This is a genomic window from Pseudomonas sp. SP16.1 (assembly GCF_052682975.1).
The window spans coordinates 17,909-37,982 of the sequence record NZ_JBQYFZ010000001.1 but is presented as its reverse complement, the minus strand read 5'-3'; the positions used below and the strand labels follow the sequence as shown (position 1 = coordinate 37,982).

Annotated in this window: 29 protein-coding genes; all 29 read right to left on the bottom strand. The window is 59.4% G+C overall.

Going from position 1 to position 20,074, the window contains the following annotated elements:
* Positions 1-23 precede the first annotated feature (23 nt).
* The gene (gene rpsM / locus ACUTAF_RS00245) at positions 24-380 is read right to left on the bottom strand and encodes a 30S ribosomal protein S13 (RefSeq protein ID WP_021444323.1); all 357 of its coding nucleotides are present in this window, start codon (positions 378-380) and stop codon (positions 24-26) included.
* A 133-nt stretch (positions 381-513) separates the two neighbouring features.
* Positions 514-630, bottom strand: coding sequence for a 50S ribosomal protein L36 (rpmJ, locus tag ACUTAF_RS00240; RefSeq protein WP_002555468.1), 117 nt, complete (start codon positions 628-630; stop codon positions 514-516).
* Positions 631-658: 28 nt separating this feature from the next.
* Complete coding sequence (gene secY, locus ACUTAF_RS00235) at positions 659-1,987, bottom strand: preprotein translocase subunit SecY (RefSeq protein ID WP_445578097.1); 1,329 nt, start codon at positions 1,985-1,987, stop codon at positions 659-661.
* Entirely contained in the window at positions 1,988-2,419 is a 432-nt protein-coding gene (rplO, locus tag ACUTAF_RS00230; RefSeq protein WP_013717341.1) for a 50S ribosomal protein L15, read from the bottom strand.
* 2 nt (positions 2,420-2,421) lie between these two features.
* Positions 2,422-2,601, bottom strand: a complete 180-nt coding sequence (gene rpmD / locus ACUTAF_RS00225) for a 50S ribosomal protein L30 (protein WP_003243922.1) — start codon at positions 2,599-2,601, stop codon at positions 2,422-2,424.
* Positions 2,602-2,603: 2 nt separating this feature from the next.
* On the bottom strand, positions 2,604-3,104 hold the full coding sequence (gene rpsE, locus ACUTAF_RS00220) for a 30S ribosomal protein S5 (protein WP_445578096.1): 501 nt from the start codon (positions 3,102-3,104) through the stop codon (positions 2,604-2,606).
* 3 nt (positions 3,105-3,107) lie between these two features.
* Positions 3,108-3,458, bottom strand: a complete 351-nt coding sequence (gene rplR, locus ACUTAF_RS00215) for a 50S ribosomal protein L18 (RefSeq protein WP_003243919.1) — start codon at positions 3,456-3,458, stop codon at positions 3,108-3,110.
* Positions 3,459-3,469: 11 nt separating this feature from the next.
* Entirely contained in the window at positions 3,470-4,003 is a 534-nt protein-coding gene (rplF, locus tag ACUTAF_RS00210; protein ID WP_197855601.1) for a 50S ribosomal protein L6, read from the bottom strand.
* 12 nt (positions 4,004-4,015) lie between these two features.
* Positions 4,016-4,408, bottom strand: coding sequence for a 30S ribosomal protein S8 (rpsH, locus tag ACUTAF_RS00205; protein WP_013789766.1), 393 nt, complete (start codon positions 4,406-4,408; stop codon positions 4,016-4,018).
* A 185-nt stretch (positions 4,409-4,593) separates the two neighbouring features.
* On the bottom strand, positions 4,594-4,899 hold the full coding sequence (gene rpsN, locus ACUTAF_RS00200; RefSeq protein WP_445578095.1) for a 30S ribosomal protein S14: 306 nt from the start codon (positions 4,897-4,899) through the stop codon (positions 4,594-4,596).
* Positions 4,900-4,909: 10 nt separating this feature from the next.
* On the bottom strand, positions 4,910-5,449 hold the full coding sequence (rplE, locus tag ACUTAF_RS00195; RefSeq protein ID WP_003243911.1) for a 50S ribosomal protein L5: 540 nt from the start codon (positions 5,447-5,449) through the stop codon (positions 4,910-4,912).
* A gap of 19 nt (positions 5,450-5,468) precedes the next feature.
* A complete protein-coding gene (gene rplX, locus ACUTAF_RS00190) occupies positions 5,469-5,783 on the bottom strand; it encodes a 50S ribosomal protein L24 (RefSeq protein ID WP_003243909.1) in 315 nt (104 codons plus the stop codon).
* 11 nt (positions 5,784-5,794) lie between these two features.
* Positions 5,795-6,163: a 50S ribosomal protein L14 gene (gene rplN / locus ACUTAF_RS00185; protein ID WP_003243907.1), complete on the bottom strand. Its 369-nt coding sequence runs from the start codon at positions 6,161-6,163 to the stop codon at positions 5,795-5,797.
* Between the two features lie 23 nt (positions 6,164-6,186).
* Complete coding sequence (rpsQ, locus tag ACUTAF_RS00180; RefSeq protein WP_230925659.1) at positions 6,187-6,453, bottom strand: 30S ribosomal protein S17; 267 nt, start codon at positions 6,451-6,453, stop codon at positions 6,187-6,189.
* 2 nt (positions 6,454-6,455) lie between these two features.
* On the bottom strand, positions 6,456-6,647 hold the full coding sequence (rpmC, locus tag ACUTAF_RS00175; RefSeq protein ID WP_003243902.1) for a 50S ribosomal protein L29: 192 nt from the start codon (positions 6,645-6,647) through the stop codon (positions 6,456-6,458).
* Positions 6,647-7,060, bottom strand: a complete 414-nt coding sequence (gene rplP, locus ACUTAF_RS00170; protein WP_003243901.1) for a 50S ribosomal protein L16 — start codon at positions 7,058-7,060, stop codon at positions 6,647-6,649. The genes rpmC and rplP overlap by 1 nt, the downstream gene beginning before the upstream one ends.
* Before the next feature lie 12 nt (positions 7,061-7,072).
* Positions 7,073-7,759 carry a 30S ribosomal protein S3 gene (gene rpsC / locus ACUTAF_RS00165; protein ID WP_003243898.1) on the bottom strand — a complete coding sequence of 229 codons (687 nt, stop codon included), beginning with the start codon at positions 7,757-7,759 and terminating at the stop codon, positions 7,073-7,075.
* A 13-nt stretch (positions 7,760-7,772) separates the two neighbouring features.
* On the bottom strand, positions 7,773-8,105 hold the full coding sequence (gene rplV / locus ACUTAF_RS00160) for a 50S ribosomal protein L22 (RefSeq protein ID WP_003103908.1): 333 nt from the start codon (positions 8,103-8,105) through the stop codon (positions 7,773-7,775).
* Positions 8,106-8,116: 11 nt separating this feature from the next.
* A complete protein-coding gene (gene rpsS / locus ACUTAF_RS00155; protein WP_003243896.1) occupies positions 8,117-8,392 on the bottom strand; it encodes a 30S ribosomal protein S19 in 276 nt (91 codons plus the stop codon).
* Positions 8,393-8,408: 16 nt separating this feature from the next.
* Entirely contained in the window at positions 8,409-9,233 is an 825-nt protein-coding gene (gene rplB / locus ACUTAF_RS00150; RefSeq protein ID WP_021444330.1) for a 50S ribosomal protein L2, read from the bottom strand.
* Between the two features lie 14 nt (positions 9,234-9,247).
* The gene (rplW, locus tag ACUTAF_RS00145) at positions 9,248-9,547 is read right to left on the bottom strand and encodes a 50S ribosomal protein L23 (RefSeq protein ID WP_021444331.1); all 300 of its coding nucleotides are present in this window, start codon (positions 9,545-9,547) and stop codon (positions 9,248-9,250) included.
* On the bottom strand, positions 9,544-10,146 hold the full coding sequence (rplD, locus tag ACUTAF_RS00140; protein WP_090432876.1) for a 50S ribosomal protein L4: 603 nt from the start codon (positions 10,144-10,146) through the stop codon (positions 9,544-9,546). Before rplD ends, rplW begins: the two co-directional genes overlap by 4 nt.
* Before the next feature lie 14 nt (positions 10,147-10,160).
* Positions 10,161-10,790, bottom strand: coding sequence for a 50S ribosomal protein L3 (gene rplC, locus ACUTAF_RS00135; RefSeq protein ID WP_003243888.1), 630 nt, complete (start codon positions 10,788-10,790; stop codon positions 10,161-10,163).
* An 83-nt stretch (positions 10,791-10,873) separates the two neighbouring features.
* Positions 10,874-11,185 carry a 30S ribosomal protein S10 gene (rpsJ, locus tag ACUTAF_RS00130; protein ID WP_003243886.1) on the bottom strand — a complete coding sequence of 104 codons (312 nt, stop codon included), beginning with the start codon at positions 11,183-11,185 and terminating at the stop codon, positions 10,874-10,876.
* Between the two features lie 155 nt (positions 11,186-11,340).
* Positions 11,341-12,534 carry an elongation factor Tu gene (gene tuf, locus ACUTAF_RS00125; protein ID WP_445578089.1) on the bottom strand — a complete coding sequence of 398 codons (1,194 nt, stop codon included), beginning with the start codon at positions 12,532-12,534 and terminating at the stop codon, positions 11,341-11,343.
* 30 nt (positions 12,535-12,564) lie between these two features.
* Entirely contained in the window at positions 12,565-14,700 is a 2,136-nt protein-coding gene (gene fusA / locus ACUTAF_RS00120; RefSeq protein WP_445578094.1) for an elongation factor G, read from the bottom strand.
* A 30-nt stretch (positions 14,701-14,730) separates the two neighbouring features.
* The gene (gene rpsG / locus ACUTAF_RS00115) at positions 14,731-15,201 is read right to left on the bottom strand and encodes a 30S ribosomal protein S7 (RefSeq protein WP_021445873.1); all 471 of its coding nucleotides are present in this window, start codon (positions 15,199-15,201) and stop codon (positions 14,731-14,733) included.
* Between the two features lie 103 nt (positions 15,202-15,304).
* On the bottom strand, positions 15,305-15,676 hold the full coding sequence (rpsL, locus tag ACUTAF_RS00110) for a 30S ribosomal protein S12 (RefSeq protein WP_003463319.1): 372 nt from the start codon (positions 15,674-15,676) through the stop codon (positions 15,305-15,307).
* A 142-nt stretch (positions 15,677-15,818) separates the two neighbouring features.
* Positions 15,819-20,018 (bottom strand): DNA-directed RNA polymerase subunit beta', encoded by a 4,200-nt coding sequence (rpoC, locus tag ACUTAF_RS00105; RefSeq protein WP_445578093.1) that lies wholly within the window; start codon positions 20,016-20,018, stop codon positions 15,819-15,821.
* Positions 20,019-20,074 lie beyond the last annotated feature (56 nt).

The following is a 20,074-nucleotide window of genomic DNA, read 5'->3' as shown; positions in this document are numbered from 1 at the left end:
TTCCTGTCGATTCGCGAATGCGATTACTTGCGGATCGGCTTACGCGGGCCCTTACGGGTGCGAGCGTTGGTCTTGGTACGCTGACCGCGGACCGGCAGACCTTTACGATGACGCAGGCCGCGGTAGCAACCCAGATCCATCAAGCGCTTGATTTTCATATTCACTTCACGACGCAGGTCGCCTTCGGTGTTCACCTTGGCTACTTCGCCACGCAGTTGCTCGATCTGCTCGTCAGTCAGATCCTTGATTTTTGCTGCCGGGTTGACGCCGGTAGCGGCACAGATTTGCTGTGCGGTGGTACGACCGACACCATAGATGTAGGTCAGCGAGATAACAGTGTGCTTGTTATCCGGAATGTTAACGCCTGCAATACGGGCCATTCAGTGGAACTCCAATTGACAGCTACCTACGCCCCGGAAGCCAAGAAATAGGGCGCGAGATATTAACGCTGTAATAACAAATAATCAACCCGGCAGCGCACTAGCTGCCGGGCTTATCACGCGTGGTTCACACTCAGCCTTGGCGCTGCTTGTGACGCGGCTCTGCGCTGCAGATCACCCGCACGACACCTTCGCGACGGATAATTTTGCAGTTACGGCACAGCTTTTTCACCGATGCACGAACTTTCATTACCAACTCCTCGAACCTTATGGGTGGGTCAGCGGAGCATGCCGCTGCCATAGCCCTTCAGGTTGGCTTTCTTCATCAGGGAATCGTACTGGTGAGACACGAGGTGCGATTGCACTTGGGACATGAAGTCCATGACAACCACGACCACGATCAGCAACGAGGTCCCGCCAAGGTAGAACGGAACGTTGGCCGCAACCACCAGGAACTGGGGCAGCAGGCATACGGCCGTCATGTACAGAGCACCGAACATGGTCAAGCGGGTCAGAACGCCATCGATATAGCGCGCGGACTGCTCACCGGGACGGATACCCGGAATAAAGGCACCGGACTTCTTCAGGTTTTCCGCTACGTCTTTCGGATTGAACATCAGCGCCGTGTAGAAGAAGCAGAAGAAAATGATCCCTGCACTAAACAGCAAGATGTTCAACGGCTGACCAGGAGCGATAGCCTGCGAAATGTCCTGCAGCCAGCCCAGACCCTCGGACTGACCGAACCAGGCACCCAGCGAGGCCGGGAACAGCAGAAGGCTGCTGGCGAAAATGGCCGGGATTACGCCCGCCATGTTCACCTTCAACGGCAGGTGGCTGGTCTGCGCGGCGAAGACCTTGCGGCCCTGCTGACGCTTGGCGTAGTGCACCGCGATACGACGCTGACCACGCTCAATGAACACCACGAAACCGATGATCGCTACTGCCAGCAGGCCGATGGCAATCAAGGCGAAGATGTTGATATCGCCCTGGCGCGCAGACTCGAAAGACTGCCCGACTGCCGCCGGCAGACCGGCCACGATGCCTGCAAAGATCAGCATCGAGATACCGTTGCCGACACCGCGCTCGGTGATCTGCTCGCCCAGCCACATCATGAACATCGCGCCCGCCACGAAAGTGGTAACCGCCACGAAGTGGAAGCCGAAATCGACCGAGAACGCTACGCCCTGACTGGCCAGACCAACGGACATGCCGATGGCCTGGACAAACGCCAGAACGAGAGTGCCGTAGCGGGTGTACTGGCTGATCTTGCGACGGCCAGCTTCACCTTCCTTCTTCAACTGCTCCAGCTGCGGACTGACGGCGGTCATCAGCTGCATGATGATCGAAGCCGAGATGTACGGCATGATCCCCAGTGCAAAGATGCTCATCCGCTCCAGCGCGCCGCCGGAAAACATGTTGAACAAGCTAAGAATGGTCCCCTCATTCTGCCGGAACAGATCCGCCAGTCGGTCAGGATTGATGCCCGGAACCGGGATGTGCGCACCTATCCGGTAGACGATGATCGCCATGAACAGGAAACGCAGACGAGCCCAGAGTTCGGACAATCCGCCACCTGCCAGCGCTGAGAGAGCACCTTGCTTAGCCATTTAGTCCTCGAACTTACCGCCAGCTGCTTCGATAGCCGCGCGCGCACCCTTGGTGGCGGCGATACCTTTCAGGGTGACCGCACGGGTGACCTCACCGGACAGCATGACTTTCACGCGCTGTACGTGTTGGCCGACCAGGTTGGCATCCTTCAGCGCCTGCAGAGTGACAACGCCTTCCACCTTGTTCAGCTCGGAGGTACGCACTTCGGCGCGGTCCATAGCCTTCAGGGAAACGAAGCCGAACTTCGGCAGACGGCGGTGCAGCGGCTGCTGACCACCCTCGAAGCCCGGAGCAATGGAGCCACCGGAGCGGGAGGTCTGACCCTTGTGGCCACGGCCACCGGTCTTGCCCAGACCGCTACCGATGCCACGGCCCGGACGGTGCTTTTCGCGACGGGCACCCGGCGCGGAACGCAGATCGTTCAGTTGCATGATTAACCCTCCACCTTCAGCAGGTAGTAAGCCTTGTTGATCATGCCGCGGTTTTCCGGAGTATCCAGAACCTCTACGGTGTGACCGATGCGGCGCAGGCCCAGGCCCTTGACGCAAGCTTTGTGATTGGCCAGGCGGCCATTGGTGCTCTTGATCAGAGTCACTTTGACGGTATTAGCCATGGTTAGAGAATCTCCTCGACGCTCTTGCCACGCTTGGCTGCAACGGACTCCGGAGACTGCATGGTCTTCAGACCCTTGAAGGTGGCATGAACCACGTTCACCGGGTTGGTCGAGCCGTAGCACTTGGCCAGAACGTTCTGCACACCCGCCACTTCCAGCACGGCACGCATGGCGCCGCCGGCGATGATGCCGGTACCTTCCGAAGCCGGCTGCATGTACACCTTGGAGGCGCCATGAGCGGACTTGATCGGGTACTGCAGAGTGGTGCCGTTCAGATCCACCTGGATCAGGTTGCGACGCGCAGCTTCCATCGCTTTCTGGATGGCAGCCGGCACTTCGCGGGACTTGCCACGGCCGAAACCGACGCGACCCTTGCCATCACCCACCACGGTCAACGCGGTGAAGGTGAAGATACGGCCACCCTTTACGGTCTTGGCAACGCGGTTAACCTGGACCAGCTTCTCGATATAGCCTTCGTCGCGCTTTTGGTCGTTATTTGCCATAACTTAGAACTCCAGCCCGCCTTCACGAGCAGCATCGGCCAGCGCCTTGACGCGACCGTGGTACTTGAAGCCAGAACGGTCGAATGCAACCTGAGTCACACCAGCGGCTTTCGCACGCTCGGCAACCAGCTGACCTACTTTCTTGGCGGCGTCGACGTTGCCAGTGGCGCCATCACGCAGTGCTTTGTCCAAGGTCGAGGCGCTGGCCAGAACCTTGCTGCCGTCGGCCGAAATGACCTGGGCGTAGATGTGCTGCGAAGAGCGGTACACGCACAGACGCACGGCTTCGAGCTCGTGCATTTTCAGGCGTGCTTTGCGAGCGCGACGCAGACGAGTAACTTTTTTGTCGGTCATATCTCAGCCCCTTACTTCTTCTTGGCTTCTTTACGACGGACGACTTCATCCGCGTAACGAACGCCTTTGCCCTTGTAAGGCTCAGGACGACGGAAGTCACGGATCTCCGCAGCCACCTGACCCACCAGTTGCTTGTCGATACCCTTGATCAGGATCTCGGTCTGGTTCGGGGTCTCGGCCACGACGCCTTCCGGCAGCTCGTAGTCGATCGGGTGGGAGAAGCCCAGCGCGAGGTTGAGCACCTGGCCCTTGGCTTGGGCCTTGTAGCCCACGCCGACCAGCTGCAGCTTGCGCTCGAAGCCTTGGCTGACGCCGATGACCATGTTGTTGACCAGAGCACGAGTGGTGCCGGCCATGGCGCGGTTCTGCTGATCGCCATTGCGAGCGGCGAAACGCAGCTCACTGCCTTCCTGGATCACTTCCACGGAGGAGTGAACGTTCAGTTCCAGAGCGCCCTTGGCGCCCTTCACCGAAAGCTGCTGACCGGCGAGTTTGACCTCGACACCGGCAGGCAACACGACGGGGTTCTTAGCAACGCGAGACATGCTTATCCCCCCTTAGAACACGGTGCAGAGCACTTCGCCGCCGACACCGGCAGCGCGCGCAGCGCGATCCGTCATCACACCCTTGTTGGTGGAGACGATGGAAACACCGAGACCGCCACGAACTTTCGGCAGATCGTCGACGGATTTGTACTGGCGAAGGCCGGGACGGCTTACGCGCTTGACCTCTTCGATAACCGGACGGCCTTCGAAGTACTTCAGCTCGATGGACAGCTGCGGCTTGGCTTCACCGCTGATCTGATAACCCGCAATATAACCTTCGTCCTTGAGAACTTTGGCTACAGCCACCTTCAGCGTGGAAGACGGCATGCTTACGACGGACTTTTCAGCCATCTGGGCATTACGGATACGAGTTAGCATGTCCGCTAACGGGTCCTGCATACTCATGGGCTAGACGCTCCTGATACAAAAAGAACAGCCCGAGGGCTGTGGGATCATCCCGAAGCCCGACACACAAAATGCCAGGCTCAGGAGAGCCGGACATTCTAGAGACCGGGCAGAAATGAATCAAGCCCCAAGAGGGGCTTGATTCGGATAAAACAAAGCCGGCGCGAGGCCGGCTCCGTTTCGACTTACCAGCTGGCTTTCACCAGACCCGGTACGTCACCGCGCATGGCGGCTTCGCGCAGCTTGTTACGCGACAGACCGAACTTACGGTAAACGCCGTGCGGACGGCCGGTGATGCGGCAGCGATTGCGCAGGCGCGAGGCACTGGCGTCACGCGGCTGCTTCTGCAGGGCGACCTGCGCTTCCCAACGAGCTTCCGGAGTGGAATTCGGGTTGGCGATGATCGCTTTCAGCTCGGCACGCTTCTTGGCGAACTTGGCAACCGTTTGCTGACGCTTCAGCTCACGGTTCTTCATGCTCATCTTGGCCATGTGCTGATCCTCAGTTACGGAACGGGAAGTTGAAAGCACGCAGCAGAGCGCGGCCTTCATCATCGTTACGGGCAGTGGTGGTCAGGGTGATGTCCAGACCACGCAGCGCATCGATCTTGTCGTAATCGATTTCCGGGAAGATGATCTGCTCTTTCACGCCCATGCTGTAGTTGCCACGACCATCGAAGGACTTGGCATTCAGGCCGCGGAAGTCACGCACGCGCGGCAGGGAGATGGACAGCAGACGATCCAGGAACTCATACATACGCTCGCGACGCAGAGTGACCTTGACGCCAATCGGCCAGCCCTCACGAACCTTGAAACCGGCGATCGACTTGCGGGCATGAGTCACGACGACTTTCTGACCGGTGATCTTCTCGAGGTCGGCAACCGCGTTCTCGATGACCTTCTTGTCACCGATCGCTTCGCCCAGGCCCATGTTCAGGGTGATCTTGGTGATGCGCGGAACTTCCATCACGTTGGCCAGCTTCAGTTCTTCCTTCAGCTTGGGCGCGATTTCCTTCCGGTAAATCTCTTTCAGTCGTGCCATGGTGTTCTACCTATGATTCTCAAGCGCCAACCGGCTTCTGGGTGGACTTGAAGACACGAATTTTCTTGCCGTCTTCGATCTTGAAGCCAACGCGATCAGCCTTGTTGGTTTCAGAGTTGAAGATGGCAACGTTGGAAGCGTGCAGCGGCGCTTCTTTCTCGACGATACCGCCTTGAACGCCCGACATCGGGTTCGGCTTGGTGTGGCGCTTCACCAGGTTGATGCCGCCGACGACCAGACGGTCGTCAGCGAGAACCTTGAGCACCTTGCCGCGCTTACCTTTGTCTTTGCCGGCGATCACGATGATCTCGTCGTCACGACGAATCTTTTGCATGTCGGATCTCCTTAAAGCACTTCAGGGGCGAGCGAGACGATCTTCATGAACTTCTCGGAACGCAGTTCACGGGTCACTGGCCCGAAAATACGGGTACCGATCGGCTCCTGCTTGTTGTTCAGCAGAACAGCAGCGTTGCCATCGAAGCGGATGATCGAACCGTCGGCACGACGAACGCCGTGACGGGTGCGAACAACCACTGCGGTCATGACCTGACCTTTCTTCACTTTGCCGCGCGGAATTGCTTCCTTGACGGTCACCTTGATGATGTCGCCGATGCCGGCGTAGCGACGATGCGAGCCGCCCAGCACCTTGATGCACATGACGCGACGTGCACCGCTGTTGTCAGCCACATCGAGCATGGATTGAGTCTGAATCATAAAATTTCTCCGACCCTTAGCTCTTAAACGTCGACGGCGCGTTCAACGACTTCAACCAGGGCCCAGGACTTGGTCTTGGACTGCGGACGGGTTTCACGAATGGAAACCTTGTCGCCGATCTTGCACTGGTTGGTCTCGTCGTGAGCGTGCAGCTTGGTCGAACGCTTGACGTATTTACCGTAGATCGGGTGCTTGACGCGACGCTCGATCAGAACGGTGATGGTCTTGTCCATCTTGTCGCTGACAACACGGCCGGTCAGCGTACGGACTGTTTTTTCAACTTCGGCCATGATCACTTACCTGCCTGCTGGCTGAGGACAGTCTTGACGCGAGCGATGTCGCGCTTCACTTGCGAGAGCAGGTGAGACTGCCCCAGCTGGCCAGTCGCCTTCTGCATACGCAGATTGAACTGGTCGCGCAGCAGCTCGAGCAGTTGCTCGTTCAGCTGTTGTGCGCTTTTTTCACGAAGTTCGGTCGCTTTCATCACATCACCGTCCGCTTAACAAAGGTGGTGGCGAGCGGCAGCTTTGCAGCAGCCAGGGCGAAAGCCTCGCGCGCCAGCTCTTCGGATACGCCTTCGATCTCGTACAGGACCTTGCCTGGCTGGATCTGGGCTACCCAGTATTCGACGCCACCCTTACCTTTACCCATACGCACTTCGAGAGGCTTCTTGGTAACCGGCTTGTCCGGGAAGACGCGGATCCAGATCTTGCCGCCACGCTTTACGTGACGGGTCAGAGCACGACGAGCGGACTCGATCTGACGAGCGGTGAGACGACCGCGGGCAACAGACTTCAGCGCGAACTCGCCGAAGCTGACCTTACTACCGCGCTGAGCCAGACCACGGTTGTGGCCGGTCATCTGCTTGCGGAACTTCGTACGCTTTGGTTGCAACATGATGCGTACTCCTTATTTCTTAGCAGCTTTACGAGGAGCGGGCGCTTGCGGCTTCAGCTCTTCAGTGCGGCCACCGATGACCTCACCCTTGAAGATCCAAACCTTGACGCCGATCACACCGTAGGTGGTGTGCGCTTCGTAGGTGGCGTAATCGATGTCGGCACGCAGGGTGTGCAGGGGCACACGACCTTCGCGATACCACTCGGTACGGGCGATTTCAGCGCCGCCGAGACGACCACTCACCTGGATCTTGATGCCCTTGGCACCAATACGCATGGCGTTCTGCACGGCGCGCTTCATGGCGCGACGGAACATAACGCGGCGCTCCAGCTGCTGAGCTACGCTCTGCGCAACCAGCATACCGTCGAGCTCCGGCTTGCGGATCTCTTCGATGTTGATGTGCACCGGCACACCCATTTGCTTGGTCAGGTCCTGACGCAGCTTCTCAACATCTTCACCTTTCTTGCCGATCACGATGCCGGGACGAGCGGTGTGGATGGTGATGCGTGCGGTTTGCGCCGGACGAGCGATGTCGATACGGCTAACGGACGCGCTTTTTAGTTTGTCTTGCAGGTATGCACGAACCTTCAGGTCGGCGTTCAGGTAGTCGGCATAGTTGCGACCATCCGCGTACCAGACCGAGGTGTGATCCTTGACGATTCCCAGGCGGATGCCAACGGGATGTACTTTCTGACCCATCTGATCGACTCCGTTACTTGTCCGCAACCTTGACAGTGATATGGCAAGACCGCTTGACGATGCGATCAGCACGGCCCTTGGCACGCGGCATGATGCGCTTAAGCGAACGCCCTTCGTTGACGAAAACGGTGCTGACCTTCAGGTCATCAACGTCTGCGCCTTCGTTGTGCTCGGCGTTGGCAACGGCCGACTCCAGCACTTTCTTCATGATCTCGGCGGCTTTCTTGCTGCTGAAAGCCAGCAGGTTGAGCGCTTCGCCCACCTTCTTCCCGCGGATCTGGTCGGCGACCAGGCGAGCTTTCTGGGCGGAGATGCGAGCGCCCGACAACTTAGCGGCTACTTCCATTTCCAAACCCCTTAACGCTTGCCTTTCTTGTCGGCAACGTGACCACGATAGGTACGGGTGCCGGCAAATTCGCCCAGTTTGTGGCCGACCATGTCTTCGTTCACGAGAACCGGGACATGCTGGCGACCGTTATGCACAGCGATGGTCAGACCGACCATCTGCGGCAGGATCATGGAGCGACGCGACCAGGTTTTAACCGGCTTGCGATCGTTCTTTTCCACCGCCGCTTCGACCTTCTTCAGTAGGTGAAGATCGATAAAAGGACCTTTTTTCAGAGAACGTGGCACTGTCGTATCCCTCTATTTACTTGCGACGACGGACGATCATGTTGTCGGTGCGCTTGTTAGCACGGGTCTTCGCGCCCTTGGTCGGGAAGCCCCATGGCGACACCGGATGACGACCACCGGAGGTACGACCTTCACCACCACCGTGCGGGTGATCAACCGGGTTCATGGCAACACCACGAACGGTCGGACGAACACCGCGCCAGCGCTTGGCACCGGCCTTACCCAGCGAACGCAGGCTGTGCTCGGAGTTCGAGACTTCGCCCAGGGTCGCACGGCACTCAGCCAGGACCTTGCGCATCTCGCCGGAGCGAAGACGCAGAGTCACATAGGCACCTTCACGGGCGATCAGCTGAGCGGAAGCACCAGCGGAACGAGCGATCTGCGCACCCTTGCCCGGCTTCAGCTCGATACCGTGAACGGTCGAACCCACCGGAATGTTGCGCAGCTGCAGGCTGTTGCCCGGCTTGATCGGCGCCATGTTACCGGCTACCAGCTGATCGCCAGCGCTCACGCCTTTCGGCGCGATGATGTAGCGACGTTCGCCGTCGGCGTACTTCAGCAGAGCGATGTGAGCAGTACGGTTCGGGTCGTATTCCACGCGCTCGACGGTGGCAGGGATGCCATCCTTGTCGTTGCGACGGAAGTCGACCAGACGGTAATGCTGCTTGTGACCACCACCCACGTGACGAGTGGTGATACGGCCGTTGTTGTTACGACCACCGGACTTCGACTTCTTCTCGAGCAGCGGAGCGTACGGAGCGCCTTTGTGCAGCTCCTGATTGACCACCTTGACCACAAAACGGCGGCCAGCGGAAGTCGGTTTGCATTTAACGATTGCCATGATGCACCCCTTCCTTACTCAGCACTGCTGGTGAAATCGAGATCTTGGCCCGGCTGAAGGGAGATAACTGCCTTCTTCCAGTCGTTACGCTTGCCCAGACCGCGAGCGGTGCGCTTGCTCTTGCCCAGAACGTTCTGGGTAGTAACGCGCTCAACCTTCACGCTGAACAGGCTTTCGACGGCCTTCTTGATTTCCAGCTTGGTCGCATCGGTAGCGACCTTGAAAACGAACTGACCTTGCTTGTCAGCCAGAACCGTGGCCTTCTCGGAGATGTGCGGGCCAAGCAGCACTTTGAATACGCGTTCCTGGTTCATCCCAGCAGCTCCTCGAATTTCTTCACGGCCGAAACGGTGACCAGCACCTTCTCGTACGCGATCAGGCTGACCGGATCGGAACCCTGGACGTCACGTACGTCGACGTGCGGCAGGTTGCGGGCAGCCAGGTACAGGTTCTGATCGACCGCATCGGATACGATCAGCACATCGTTCAGGCCCAGGCCGTTCAGCTTGCTCAGCAGAGCCTTGGTCTTCGGCGCTTCAACGGCGAAGTCCTCGACCACGACCAGACGGTCGGTACGCACCAGCTCAGCAAGGATGGAGCGCAGGGCTGCGCGGTACATCTTCTTGTTCAGCTTTTGCTCGTGGTTGCGGGTGGACGCTGCGAAGGTCACACCACCGCCACGCCAGATCGGACCACGGGTGGTACCGGCACGGGCACGACCGGTACCCTTCTGACGCCACGGGCGCTTGCCGCCACCGGAAACGTCGGAACGGGACTTCTGGCCTTTGGTGCCCTGACGGCCGCCAGCCATGTAGGCCACGACTGCTTGGTGAACCAGGGTCTCGTTGAACTCGCCACCGAAGGTCGCATCGGACACTTCGATCGCCTGAGCGCCATTTACATTCAATTGCATCTCAGATTCTCCCCTTACGCCTTGACAGCCGGACGAACGATAACGTCGCCGCCAGTAGCGCCCGGAACGGCACCCTTGACCAGCAGCAGATTACGCTCGGCGTCTACGCGAACGACTTCCAGGGACTGCACGGTCACGCGCTCAGCGCCCATATGACCGGACATCTTTTTGCCCTTGAATACACGACCCGGGGTCTGGCACTGGCCGATGGAACCCGGAACACGGTGAGAAACGGAGTTACCGTGAGTGTTGTCCTGGCCGCGGAAGTTCCAACGCTTGATGGTACCGGCGAAGCCTTTACCCTTGGACTGACCGGTGACATCCACCAGCTGACCAGCTTGGAAAATTTCAGCGTTGATCAAATCGCCGGCCTGGTAGTCGCCTTCTTCAAGACGGAACTCCATGACGGTACGACCTGCCGCGACGTTCGCCTTGGCGAAGTGGCCGGCCTGAGCCTTGCTGACGCGCGAGGCACGACGCTCACCGACAGTGACCTGCACTGCGCGATAGCCATCGGACTCCTCGTTTTTGAACTGGGTGACGCGATTCGGCTCGATCTCGATGACCGTGACCGGAATGGAGACACCTTCTTCGGTGAAAATGCGGGTCATGCCGCACTTACGACCGACTACACCAATAGTCATGTTGTAAACCTCATGAGTGTACGGGGCTTTCACCCGCTATGGCCGCCCATTTCAGAGCGTTACACGACTAAAACCGCCAGGTTTTAGCCGAGGCTGATCTGCACTTCCACGCCTGCCGCAAGGTCGAGCTTCATCAGCGCATCGACGGTCTTGTCCGTCGGCTGGACGATGTCCAGAACACGCTTATGAGTGCGGATTTCGTACTGATCGCGCGCGTCCTTGTTGACGTGCGGGGAAATCAGAACGGTGTACCGCTCCTTACGAGTAGGCAGAGGAATCGGACCACGCACCTGAGCACCAGTACGTTTCGCGGTTTCCACGATTTCCTGGGTAGATTGATCGATCAGGCGATGGTCAAAAGCCTTCAACCGAATACGGATTTGTTGGTTTTGCATTTTGACCTCAGATTCCAAGCTGCTAATCCCTGCGGACGGACTACGCCCGCCGAAAGGAGGCGCAATTGTACGGATGCCCCCAGAGGGTGTCAACTTTTAACCAGTTCAAAAGAAAAGGGCCCCGAAGGGCCCTTTTCTCTCAAGCGGATCGTCGATTACTCGATGATCTTGGCAACCACGCCGGCGCCGACGGTACGACCGCCTTCGCGGATCGCGAAGCGCAGGCCGTCTTCCATGGCGATCGGCTTGATCAGGGTGACAACCATCTTGATGTTGTCGCCCGGCATTACCATCTCAACGCCTTCCGGCAGTTCGCACGAACCAGTCACGTCGGTGGTACGGAAGTAGAACTGCGGACGGTAGCCCTTGAAGAACGGGGTGTGACGACCACCTTCTTCCTTGGACAGCACGTACACTTCAGCTTCGAACTTGGTGTGCGGCTTGATGGTGCCCGGCTTGGCCAGAACCTGACCACGCTCGACTTCATCACGCTTGGTGCCGCGCAGCAGCACGCCGCAGTTCTCGCCAGCACGACCTTCGTCCAGCAGCTTGCGGAACATTTCCACGCCGGTGCAGGTGGTCTTGGTGGTCGGACGCAGACCAACGATCTCGATTTCTTCCTGGATCTTGACGATACCGCGCTCGACACGACCGGTTACCACGGTGCCGCGACCGGAGATCGAGAACACGTCTTCGATCGGCATCAGGAACGGACGATCGATGGCACGAACCGGCTCAGGGATGTAGGTATCCAGAGTCTCGACCAGCTTCTTGACGGCAGTGGTGCCCAGCTCGTTGTCGTCCTGACCGTTCAGCGCCATCAGCGCGGAGCCGATGATGATCGGGGTGTCGTCGCCCGGGAAATCGTAGGTGCTCAGCAGGTCGCGAACTTCCATTTCGACCAGCTCCAGCAGCTCGGCGTCGTCAACCATGTCGGCCTTGTTCAGGAACACGACGATGTAGGGTACGCCAACCTGACGGGACAGCAGGATGTGTTCACGGGTTTGCGGCATGGGGCCGTCGGCAGCCGAGCAGACCAGGATCGCGCCGTCCATCTGGGCAGCACCAGTGATCATGTTCTTCACGTAGTCGGCGTGGCCCGGGCAGTCAACGTGCGCGTAGTGACGAATGTTGGAGTCGTACTCTACGTGCGCGGTGTTGATGGTGATACCACGAGCCTTTTCTTCCGGGGCGCTGTCGATCTTGTCGAAATCAACGCGAGCGGAACCGAAAACCTCGGAGCACACACGGGTCAGAGCAGCGGTCAGAGTGGTTTTACCGTGGTCAACGTGACCGATGGTGCCGACGTTGACGTGCGGTTTGTTACGTTCGAATTTTTCCTTAGCCACGACAGTAAACCTCTTACTTAAAGGGCGGGATTAGCCTTGTTTTTTAACCAGCGCTTCGACGATGTTCGACGGAGCTTCGGCGTACTTGGAGAATTCCATGGAGTAGCTGGCGCGACCCTGGGACATGGAGCGAACGTCGGTAGCGTAACCAAACATCTCGCCCAGCGGAACTTCGGCACGGATTACCTTACCGGACACCGAATCTTCCATACCCTGGATCAGACCACGACGACGGTTCAGGTCACCCATCACGTCACCCATGTAGTCCTCGGGAGTTACCACTTCCACCTTCATGATCGGCTCAAGCACCTTACCACCGCCCTTCTGGGCCAGCTGCTTGGTCGCCATGGAGGCGGCGATCTTGAACGCCATCTCGTTGGAGTCGACGTCGTGGTAGGAACCATCGAACACGGTAGCCTTCAGGCCGATCAGCGGATAGCCGGCAACGACGCCGTTCTTCATCTGCTCTTCGATACCCTTCTGGATCGCCGGGATGTATTCCTTCGGAACCACACCACCCACGACTTCGTTGGTGAACACCAGACCTTCGGTGATGTTGCCCTTGTCGTCCACGTCCGGAGTCGAGAAACGAATCCAGCAATGACCGAACTGACCGCGACCACCGGACTGACGAACGAACTTGCCTTCGATCTCGACATTGTCCTTGGTGATGGTTTCACGGTAGGAAACCTGCGGCTTGCCGATGTTGGCCTCGACGTTGAATTCGCGCTTCATGCGGTCAACGAGAATGTCCAGGTGCAGCTCACCCATACCGGAGATGATGGTCTGACCAGTCTCTTCGTCGGTCTTGACGCGGAACGACGGGTCTTCCTGGGCCAGCTTGCCCAGCGCGATACCCATCTTCTCCTGGTCGGCCTTGGTCTTCGGCTCTACAGCTACCGAGATAACCGGTTCCGGGAAGTCCATGCGCTCGAGGATGATCGGCTTGTCCGGATCGCACAGGGTTTCACCGGTGGTGACGTCCTTCATGCCGATCAGAGCAGCGATGTCGCCAGCGCGTACTTCCTTGATCTCTTCACGCTGGTTGGCGTGCATCTGCACCATACGACCAACGCGCTCTTTCTTGCCCTTGACCGAGTTGATGACCGACTGACCGGACTCGAGCACGCCCGAGTAGACGCGAACGAAGGTCAGGGTACCGACGAACGGGTCGGTAGCGATCTTGAACGCCAGAGCCGAGAACGGCTCGTTGTCGTCGGCATGACGCTCGCTCTTCGGAGCCTGGTCGCCATCGTCGACGTGATCCGGGTGGATACCCTGGATCGCGGGGATTTCAGTCGGAGCAGGCAGGAAGTCGATCACGGCGTCGAGAACCAGGGGCACGCCCTTGTTCTTGAAGGACGAACCGCAAACGGCCGGAACGATCTCGCTGGCCAGGGTGCGCTGACGCAGGCCGGCTTTGATCTCCTCGGCAGAGAGGTCACCCTCTTCGAGGTACTTGTTCATCAGCTCTTCGTTGGCTTCGGCAGCAGCCTCGACCATGTTGGAACGCCATTCGTTGGCCAGGTCCAGCAGCTCGGCAGGAATTTCTTCCTCGCGATAGGTGGTGCCCTTGTCGTCGTCGTTCCAGTAGATCGCCTTCATCTTGATCAGGTCGACCTGACCCTCGAAGTTCTCTTCCGCGCCGATGGCGATCTGAATCGGAACCGGGGTGTGACCCAGACGATTCTTGATCTGACCGACGACACGCAGGAAGTTGGCGCCCTGACGGTCCATCTTGTTCACGTAGACAATACGCGGAACGCCGTACTTGTTGGCCTGACGCCATACGGTTTCGGACTGCGGCTCGACACCGGAGGTACCGCAGAACACCACGACAGCGCCGTCGAGCACGCGCAGCGAGCGCTCCACTTCGATGGTGAAGTCGACGTGGCCGGGGGTGTCGATGACGTTCACGCGATACTTGTCGTACTGACGACGAGAACCTTCCCAGAAGGTGGTGATCGCAGCAGAAGTGATGGTGATACCACGCTCCTGCTCCTGAACCATCCAGTCGGTGGTCGCGGCGCCATCATGCACCTCGCCCATCTTGTGGCTCAGGCCTGTGTAGAACAGGATCCGCTCGGTAGTGGTGGTCTTGCCCGCATCAACGTGGGCACAGATACCGATGTTACGGTAGCGGTTAATTGCTGTAGTACGAGCCATAAAGCCCTCGCAAAGTTAGTGGAGCCGGAATTAGAAGCGGTAGTGCGAGAAAGCCTTGTTGGCTTCAGCCATACGGTGCACGTCTTCGCGCTTCTTGACGGCAGCGCCCTTGCCTTCAGCAGCATCCAGCAACTCACCAGCCAGGCGCAGGGCCATGGACTTCTCACCGCGCTTGCGCGCGTAGTCCACCAGCCAGCGCATGGCCAGGGCGTTACGACGGGACGGACGAACTTCGACCGGAACCTGGTAGGTAGCACCGCCGACACGGCGGGACTTGACTTCGACCAGCGGAGCGATGGCGTCGAGAGCTTTCTCGAAGATCTCCAGGGGATCGGTGTTCTTGCGCGCCTTGACAGTGTCCAGTGCACCGTAAACGATGCGCTCGGCCACGGCCTTCTTGCCGCTTTCCATCACGTGGTTCATGAATTTGGCGAGGATCTGGCTTCCGTACTTCGGATCGTCCAGGATCTCACGCTTTGCTGCTACACGACGTCTTGGCATTGATAAGCCCTCAAACGGTCTTCAGGTTAGCCCGGGACCAACGGCGGTTGCCGCGCCCGACCTTACTCTTATCGACTCAACTAAATAAAAAGATCAGGCGGCCTTACTTCGGACGCTTGGTACCGTACTTGGAACGACCCTGCTTACGGTCTTTGACGCCGGAGGTATCCAGCGAACCGCGCACGGTGTGGTAACGCACACCCGGAAGGTCCTTTACACGACCGCCACGGATCAGCACCACGCTGTGCTCTTGCAGGTTGTGGCCTTCACCACCGATGTACGAGGAAACCTCGAAACCGTTGGTCAGACGCACACGGCATACTTTACGCAGTGCCGAGTTAGGTTTTTTCGGCGTGGTGGTGTACACGCGGGTGCACACGCCACGGCGCTGCGGGCAGTTCTGCAGCGCAGGCACGTCGGATTTCTCGACGATACGCTTGCGCGGCTGACGTACCAGCTGGTTGATAGTTGCCATCTACTAGCTCCACTGTTGTCTTTCGACATAAACAAAGATGGCAGAGCTGGACGCCCTGCCAAATTTAGGGGTGCATGAGTCTAAAGAGACTCCCGCCCCCAGTCAAGGCAAAGCCCCGCCGGCGAACCGGCAGGGCTTCGACTCAATTTCCGCTGGAGTTCAGCGCTTCGGTCAGTGCGGCTTCCACTTCACTGGCGCTGACACGTACCGGCTTGTCGGCATCACGCTTGCGCTTGCGCTCGCTGTGATAGGCCAGACCGGTACCGGCCGGGATCAGGCGACCCACGACCACGTTCTCTTTCAGACCACGCAGGTAGTCGCGCTTGCCGGTAACCGCCGCCTCGGTGAGGACGCGGGTGGTCTCCTGGAAGGAGGCCGCCGAGATGAACGACTCGGTGGACAGCGACGCCTTGGTGATACCCAGCAGTACGCGGGTGTACTTGGCGACGAACTTGTCCTCTTCGGCCAGGCGCTCGTTCTCGCCCAGCACCTGGGTGAGCTCCATCTGGTCGCCCTTGATGAAGGACGAATCGCCGGACTCGGTCACTTCGACCTTGCGCAGCATTTGACGCAGGATGGTCTCGATGTGCTTGTCGTTGATCTTCACGCCCTGCAGACGGTAGACGTCCTGGATCTCGTTGACGATGTACTTGGCCAGCGCGCTGACACCCAGCAGGCGCAGGATGTCGTGCGGATCGCTCGGACCGTCGGAGATCACTTCGCCGCGGTTCACCTGTTCACCTTCGAACACGTTCAGGTGACGCCACTTCGGAATCAGCTCCTCGTACGGATCGCTGCCATCGGTCGGGGTGATGACCAGACGGCGCTTGCCCTTGGTCTCCTTGCCGAAGCTGATGGTGCCGCTGATTTCCGCCAGGATCGAAGCTTCCTTCGGACGACGGGCTTCGAACAGGTCGGCAACGCGCGGCAGACCACCGGTGATGTCGCGGGTCTTCGAGGTTTCCTGCGGGATACGGGCGATAACGTCACCGACCGCGATCTGCGCACCGTCGGCAACGCCGACCAGGGCGTTGGCCGGCAGGAAGTACTGGGCCGGTACGTCGGTACCCGGCAGCAGCAGCTCCTTGCCGTTGGCGTCGACCAGCTTGATGGCCGGACGGATGTCCTTGCCGGCGGCCGGACGATCCTTCGGATCGAGCACCTCGATGTTGGTCAGACCGGTCAGTTCGTCGGTCTGACGCTTGATGGTGATGCCCTCCTCCATGCCGACGAAGGTCACGGTACCCTTCATTTCGGTCACGATCGGGTGGGTGTGCGGATCCCACTTGGCGACGATCGCGCCAGCGTCGACCTTGTCGCCTTCCTTCACCGAAATCACGGCACCGTAGGGCAGCTTGTAGCGCTCGCGCTCGCGACCGAACTCGTCGGCCACGGCCAGCTCGCCGGAACGGGACACCGCTACCAGGTTGCCGTCCAGACGCTCGACGTGCTTGAGGTTGTGCAGGCGGATCGCACCACCGTTCTTCACCTGGACGCTGTCGGCAGCCGAGGTACGGCTTGCGGCACCACCGATGTGGAAGGTACGCATGGTCAGCTGGGTACCCGGCTCACCGATGGACTGGGCTGCGATAACGCCGACCGCCTCACCGATGTTGACCTGGTGACCGCGAGCCAGGTCGCGACCGTAGCACTTGGCGCAGATGCCGTAACGGGTTTCGCAGGTGATCGGCGAACGCACGACGACTTCGTCGACGCTGTTCAGCTCGATGAACTCGACCCACTTCTCGTCGATCAGGGTACCGGCCGGAACGATGACGTCCTCGGTGCCCGGCTTGAACACGTCCTTGGCGATCACTCGACCCAGCACGCGCTCACCCAGCGGCTCGACCACGTCGCCGCCTTCGATGTGCGGAGTCATCAGCAGGCCGTGCTCGGTGCCGCAGTCGATCTCGGTCACCACCAGATCCTGGGCCACGTCCACCAGACGACGGGTCAGGTAACCGGAGTTCGCGGTCTTCAGTGCGGTATCCGCCAGACCTTTACGAGCACCGTGGGTGGAGATGAAGTACTGCAGTACCGACAGACCTTCACGGAAGTTCGCGGTGATCGGCGTTTCGATGATGGAACCGTCCGGCTTGGCCATCAGACCACGCATACCGGCCAGCTGACGGATCTGGGCGGCGCTACCACGCGCACCGGAGTCCGCCATCATGTACATGGAGTTGAATGACTCCTGCTCGACGGTCTTGCCTTCGCGATCGACCACCGGCTCTTTCGAGAGGTTGGCCATCATCGCCTTGGACACTTCGTCGTTGGCCTTCGACCACAGGTCGATCACCTTGTTGTACTTCTCGCCCTGGGTGACCAGGCCGGAGGCGTACTGCGATTCGATTTCCTTCACTTCCTCGGTGGCGGCGTCGATGATGCGCGCCTTCTCGTCCGGGATGACGAAGTCGTTCACGCCGATCGACACACCGGAGATGGTCGAGTAGGCGAAACCGGTGTACATCAGCTGGTCGGCGAAGATCACGGTGTCCTTCAGACCAACGGTGCGGTAGCACTGGTTGATCAGCTTGGAGATCGCCTTCTTCTTCATCGACTGGTTGACCACGTCATAGGACAGGCCGGCCGGTACGATCTGGAACAGCAGCGCACGGCCGACAGTGGTGTCGACGATGCGGGTGTTCTTGGTGATCGAGCCGTCTTTTTCCTTGACGGTTTCGTTGATACGCACTTTCACCCGGGCGTGCAGGGACGCTTCGCCGGCGCGGAACACGCGGTCGACTTCCTGCAGGTCGGCGAACACGCGACCTTCGCCCTTGGCGTTCACCGCCTCACGGGTCATGTAATACAGACCCAGTACCACGTCCTGCGACGGCACGATGATCGGCTCGCCGTTGGCGGGCGAGAGGATGTTGTTGGTCGACATCATCAGCGCGCGCGCTTCCAGCTGGGCTTCCAGGGTCAGCGGCACGTGAACGGCCATCTGGTCACCGTCGAAGTCGGCGTTGTACGCGGCGCAGACCAGCGGGTGCAGCTGGATCGCTTTACCTTCGATCAGGACCGGCTCGAACGCCTGGATACCCAGACGGTGCAGGGTCGGCGCACGGTTGAGCAGTACGGGGTGTTCGCGAATCACTTCAGCGAGCACGTCCCACACTTCCGGCAGCTCGCGCTCGACCATCTTCTTGGCGGCCTTGATGGTGGTCGCCAGACCACGCATTTCCAGCTTGCCGAAAATGAACGGCTTGAACAGCTCCAGGGCCATCTTCTTCGGCAGACCGCACTGGTGCAGACGCAGGGTCGGGCCGACGGTAATAACCGAACGACCGGAGTAGTCCACGCGCTTACCGAGCAGGTTCTGACGGAAGCGACCTTGCTTACCCTTGATCATGTCGGCCAGCGACTTCAGCGGACGCTTGTTCGAGCCAGTGATGGCGCGACCGCGACGGCCGTTGTCGAGCAGGGCATCGACCGCTTCCTGCAGCATGCGCTTTTCGTTGCGCACGATGATGTCCGGCGCCGACAGATCGAGCAGGCGCTTGAGACGGTTGTTACGGTTGATCACGCGGCGGTACAGATCGTTCAGATCGGAAGTCGCGAAGCGGCCACCATCCAGCGGTACCAGCGGACGCAGATCCGGCGGCAGAACCGGCAGAACGGTCAGCACCATCCACTCGGGCAGGTTGCCGGAGTCCTTGAAGGCTTCCATCAGCTTCAGACGCTTGGACAGCTTCTTGATCTTGGTCTCGGAGTTGGTCTGCGGAATCTCTTCGCGCAGGCGGCCGATCTCGTGATCCAGGTCGATGGCGTGCAGCAGCTCGCGCACGGCCTCGGCGCCCATGCGGGCGTCGAAGTCGTCACCGAACTCTTCGAGGGCTTCGAAGTACTGCTCGTCGTTCAGCAGCTGGCCCTTCTCCAGGGTGGTCATGCCCGGGTCGATAACCACGTAGCTCTCGAAATAGAGCACGCGCTCGATGTCACGCAGGGTCATGTCCATCAGCAGGCCGATACGGCTCGGCAGCGACTTGAGGAACCAGATGTGGGCGACCGGCGAGGCCAGTTCGATGTGCGCCATGCGCTCACGACGAACCTTGGCCAGGGCCACTTCAACGCCGCACTTCTCGCAGATCACGCCGCGGTGCTTGAGGCGCTTGTACTTGCCGCACAGGCACTCGTAGTCCTTGACCGGGCCGAAGATCTTGGCGCAGAACAGGCCGTCGCGCTCGGGCTTGAAGGTACGGTAGTTGATGGTTTCCGGTTTCTTAACTTCACCGAACGACCACGAACGGATCATCTCAGGCGAGGCCAACCCGATACGGATGGCGTCGAACTCTTCGATCTGACCCTGGTTTTTCAGCAAATTCAGTAGGTCTTTCAAGGCCTTTCCTCCTGGCGGAGCGGGCAGCGGGCTGGATCAGCCCCGCTGCCGATTCA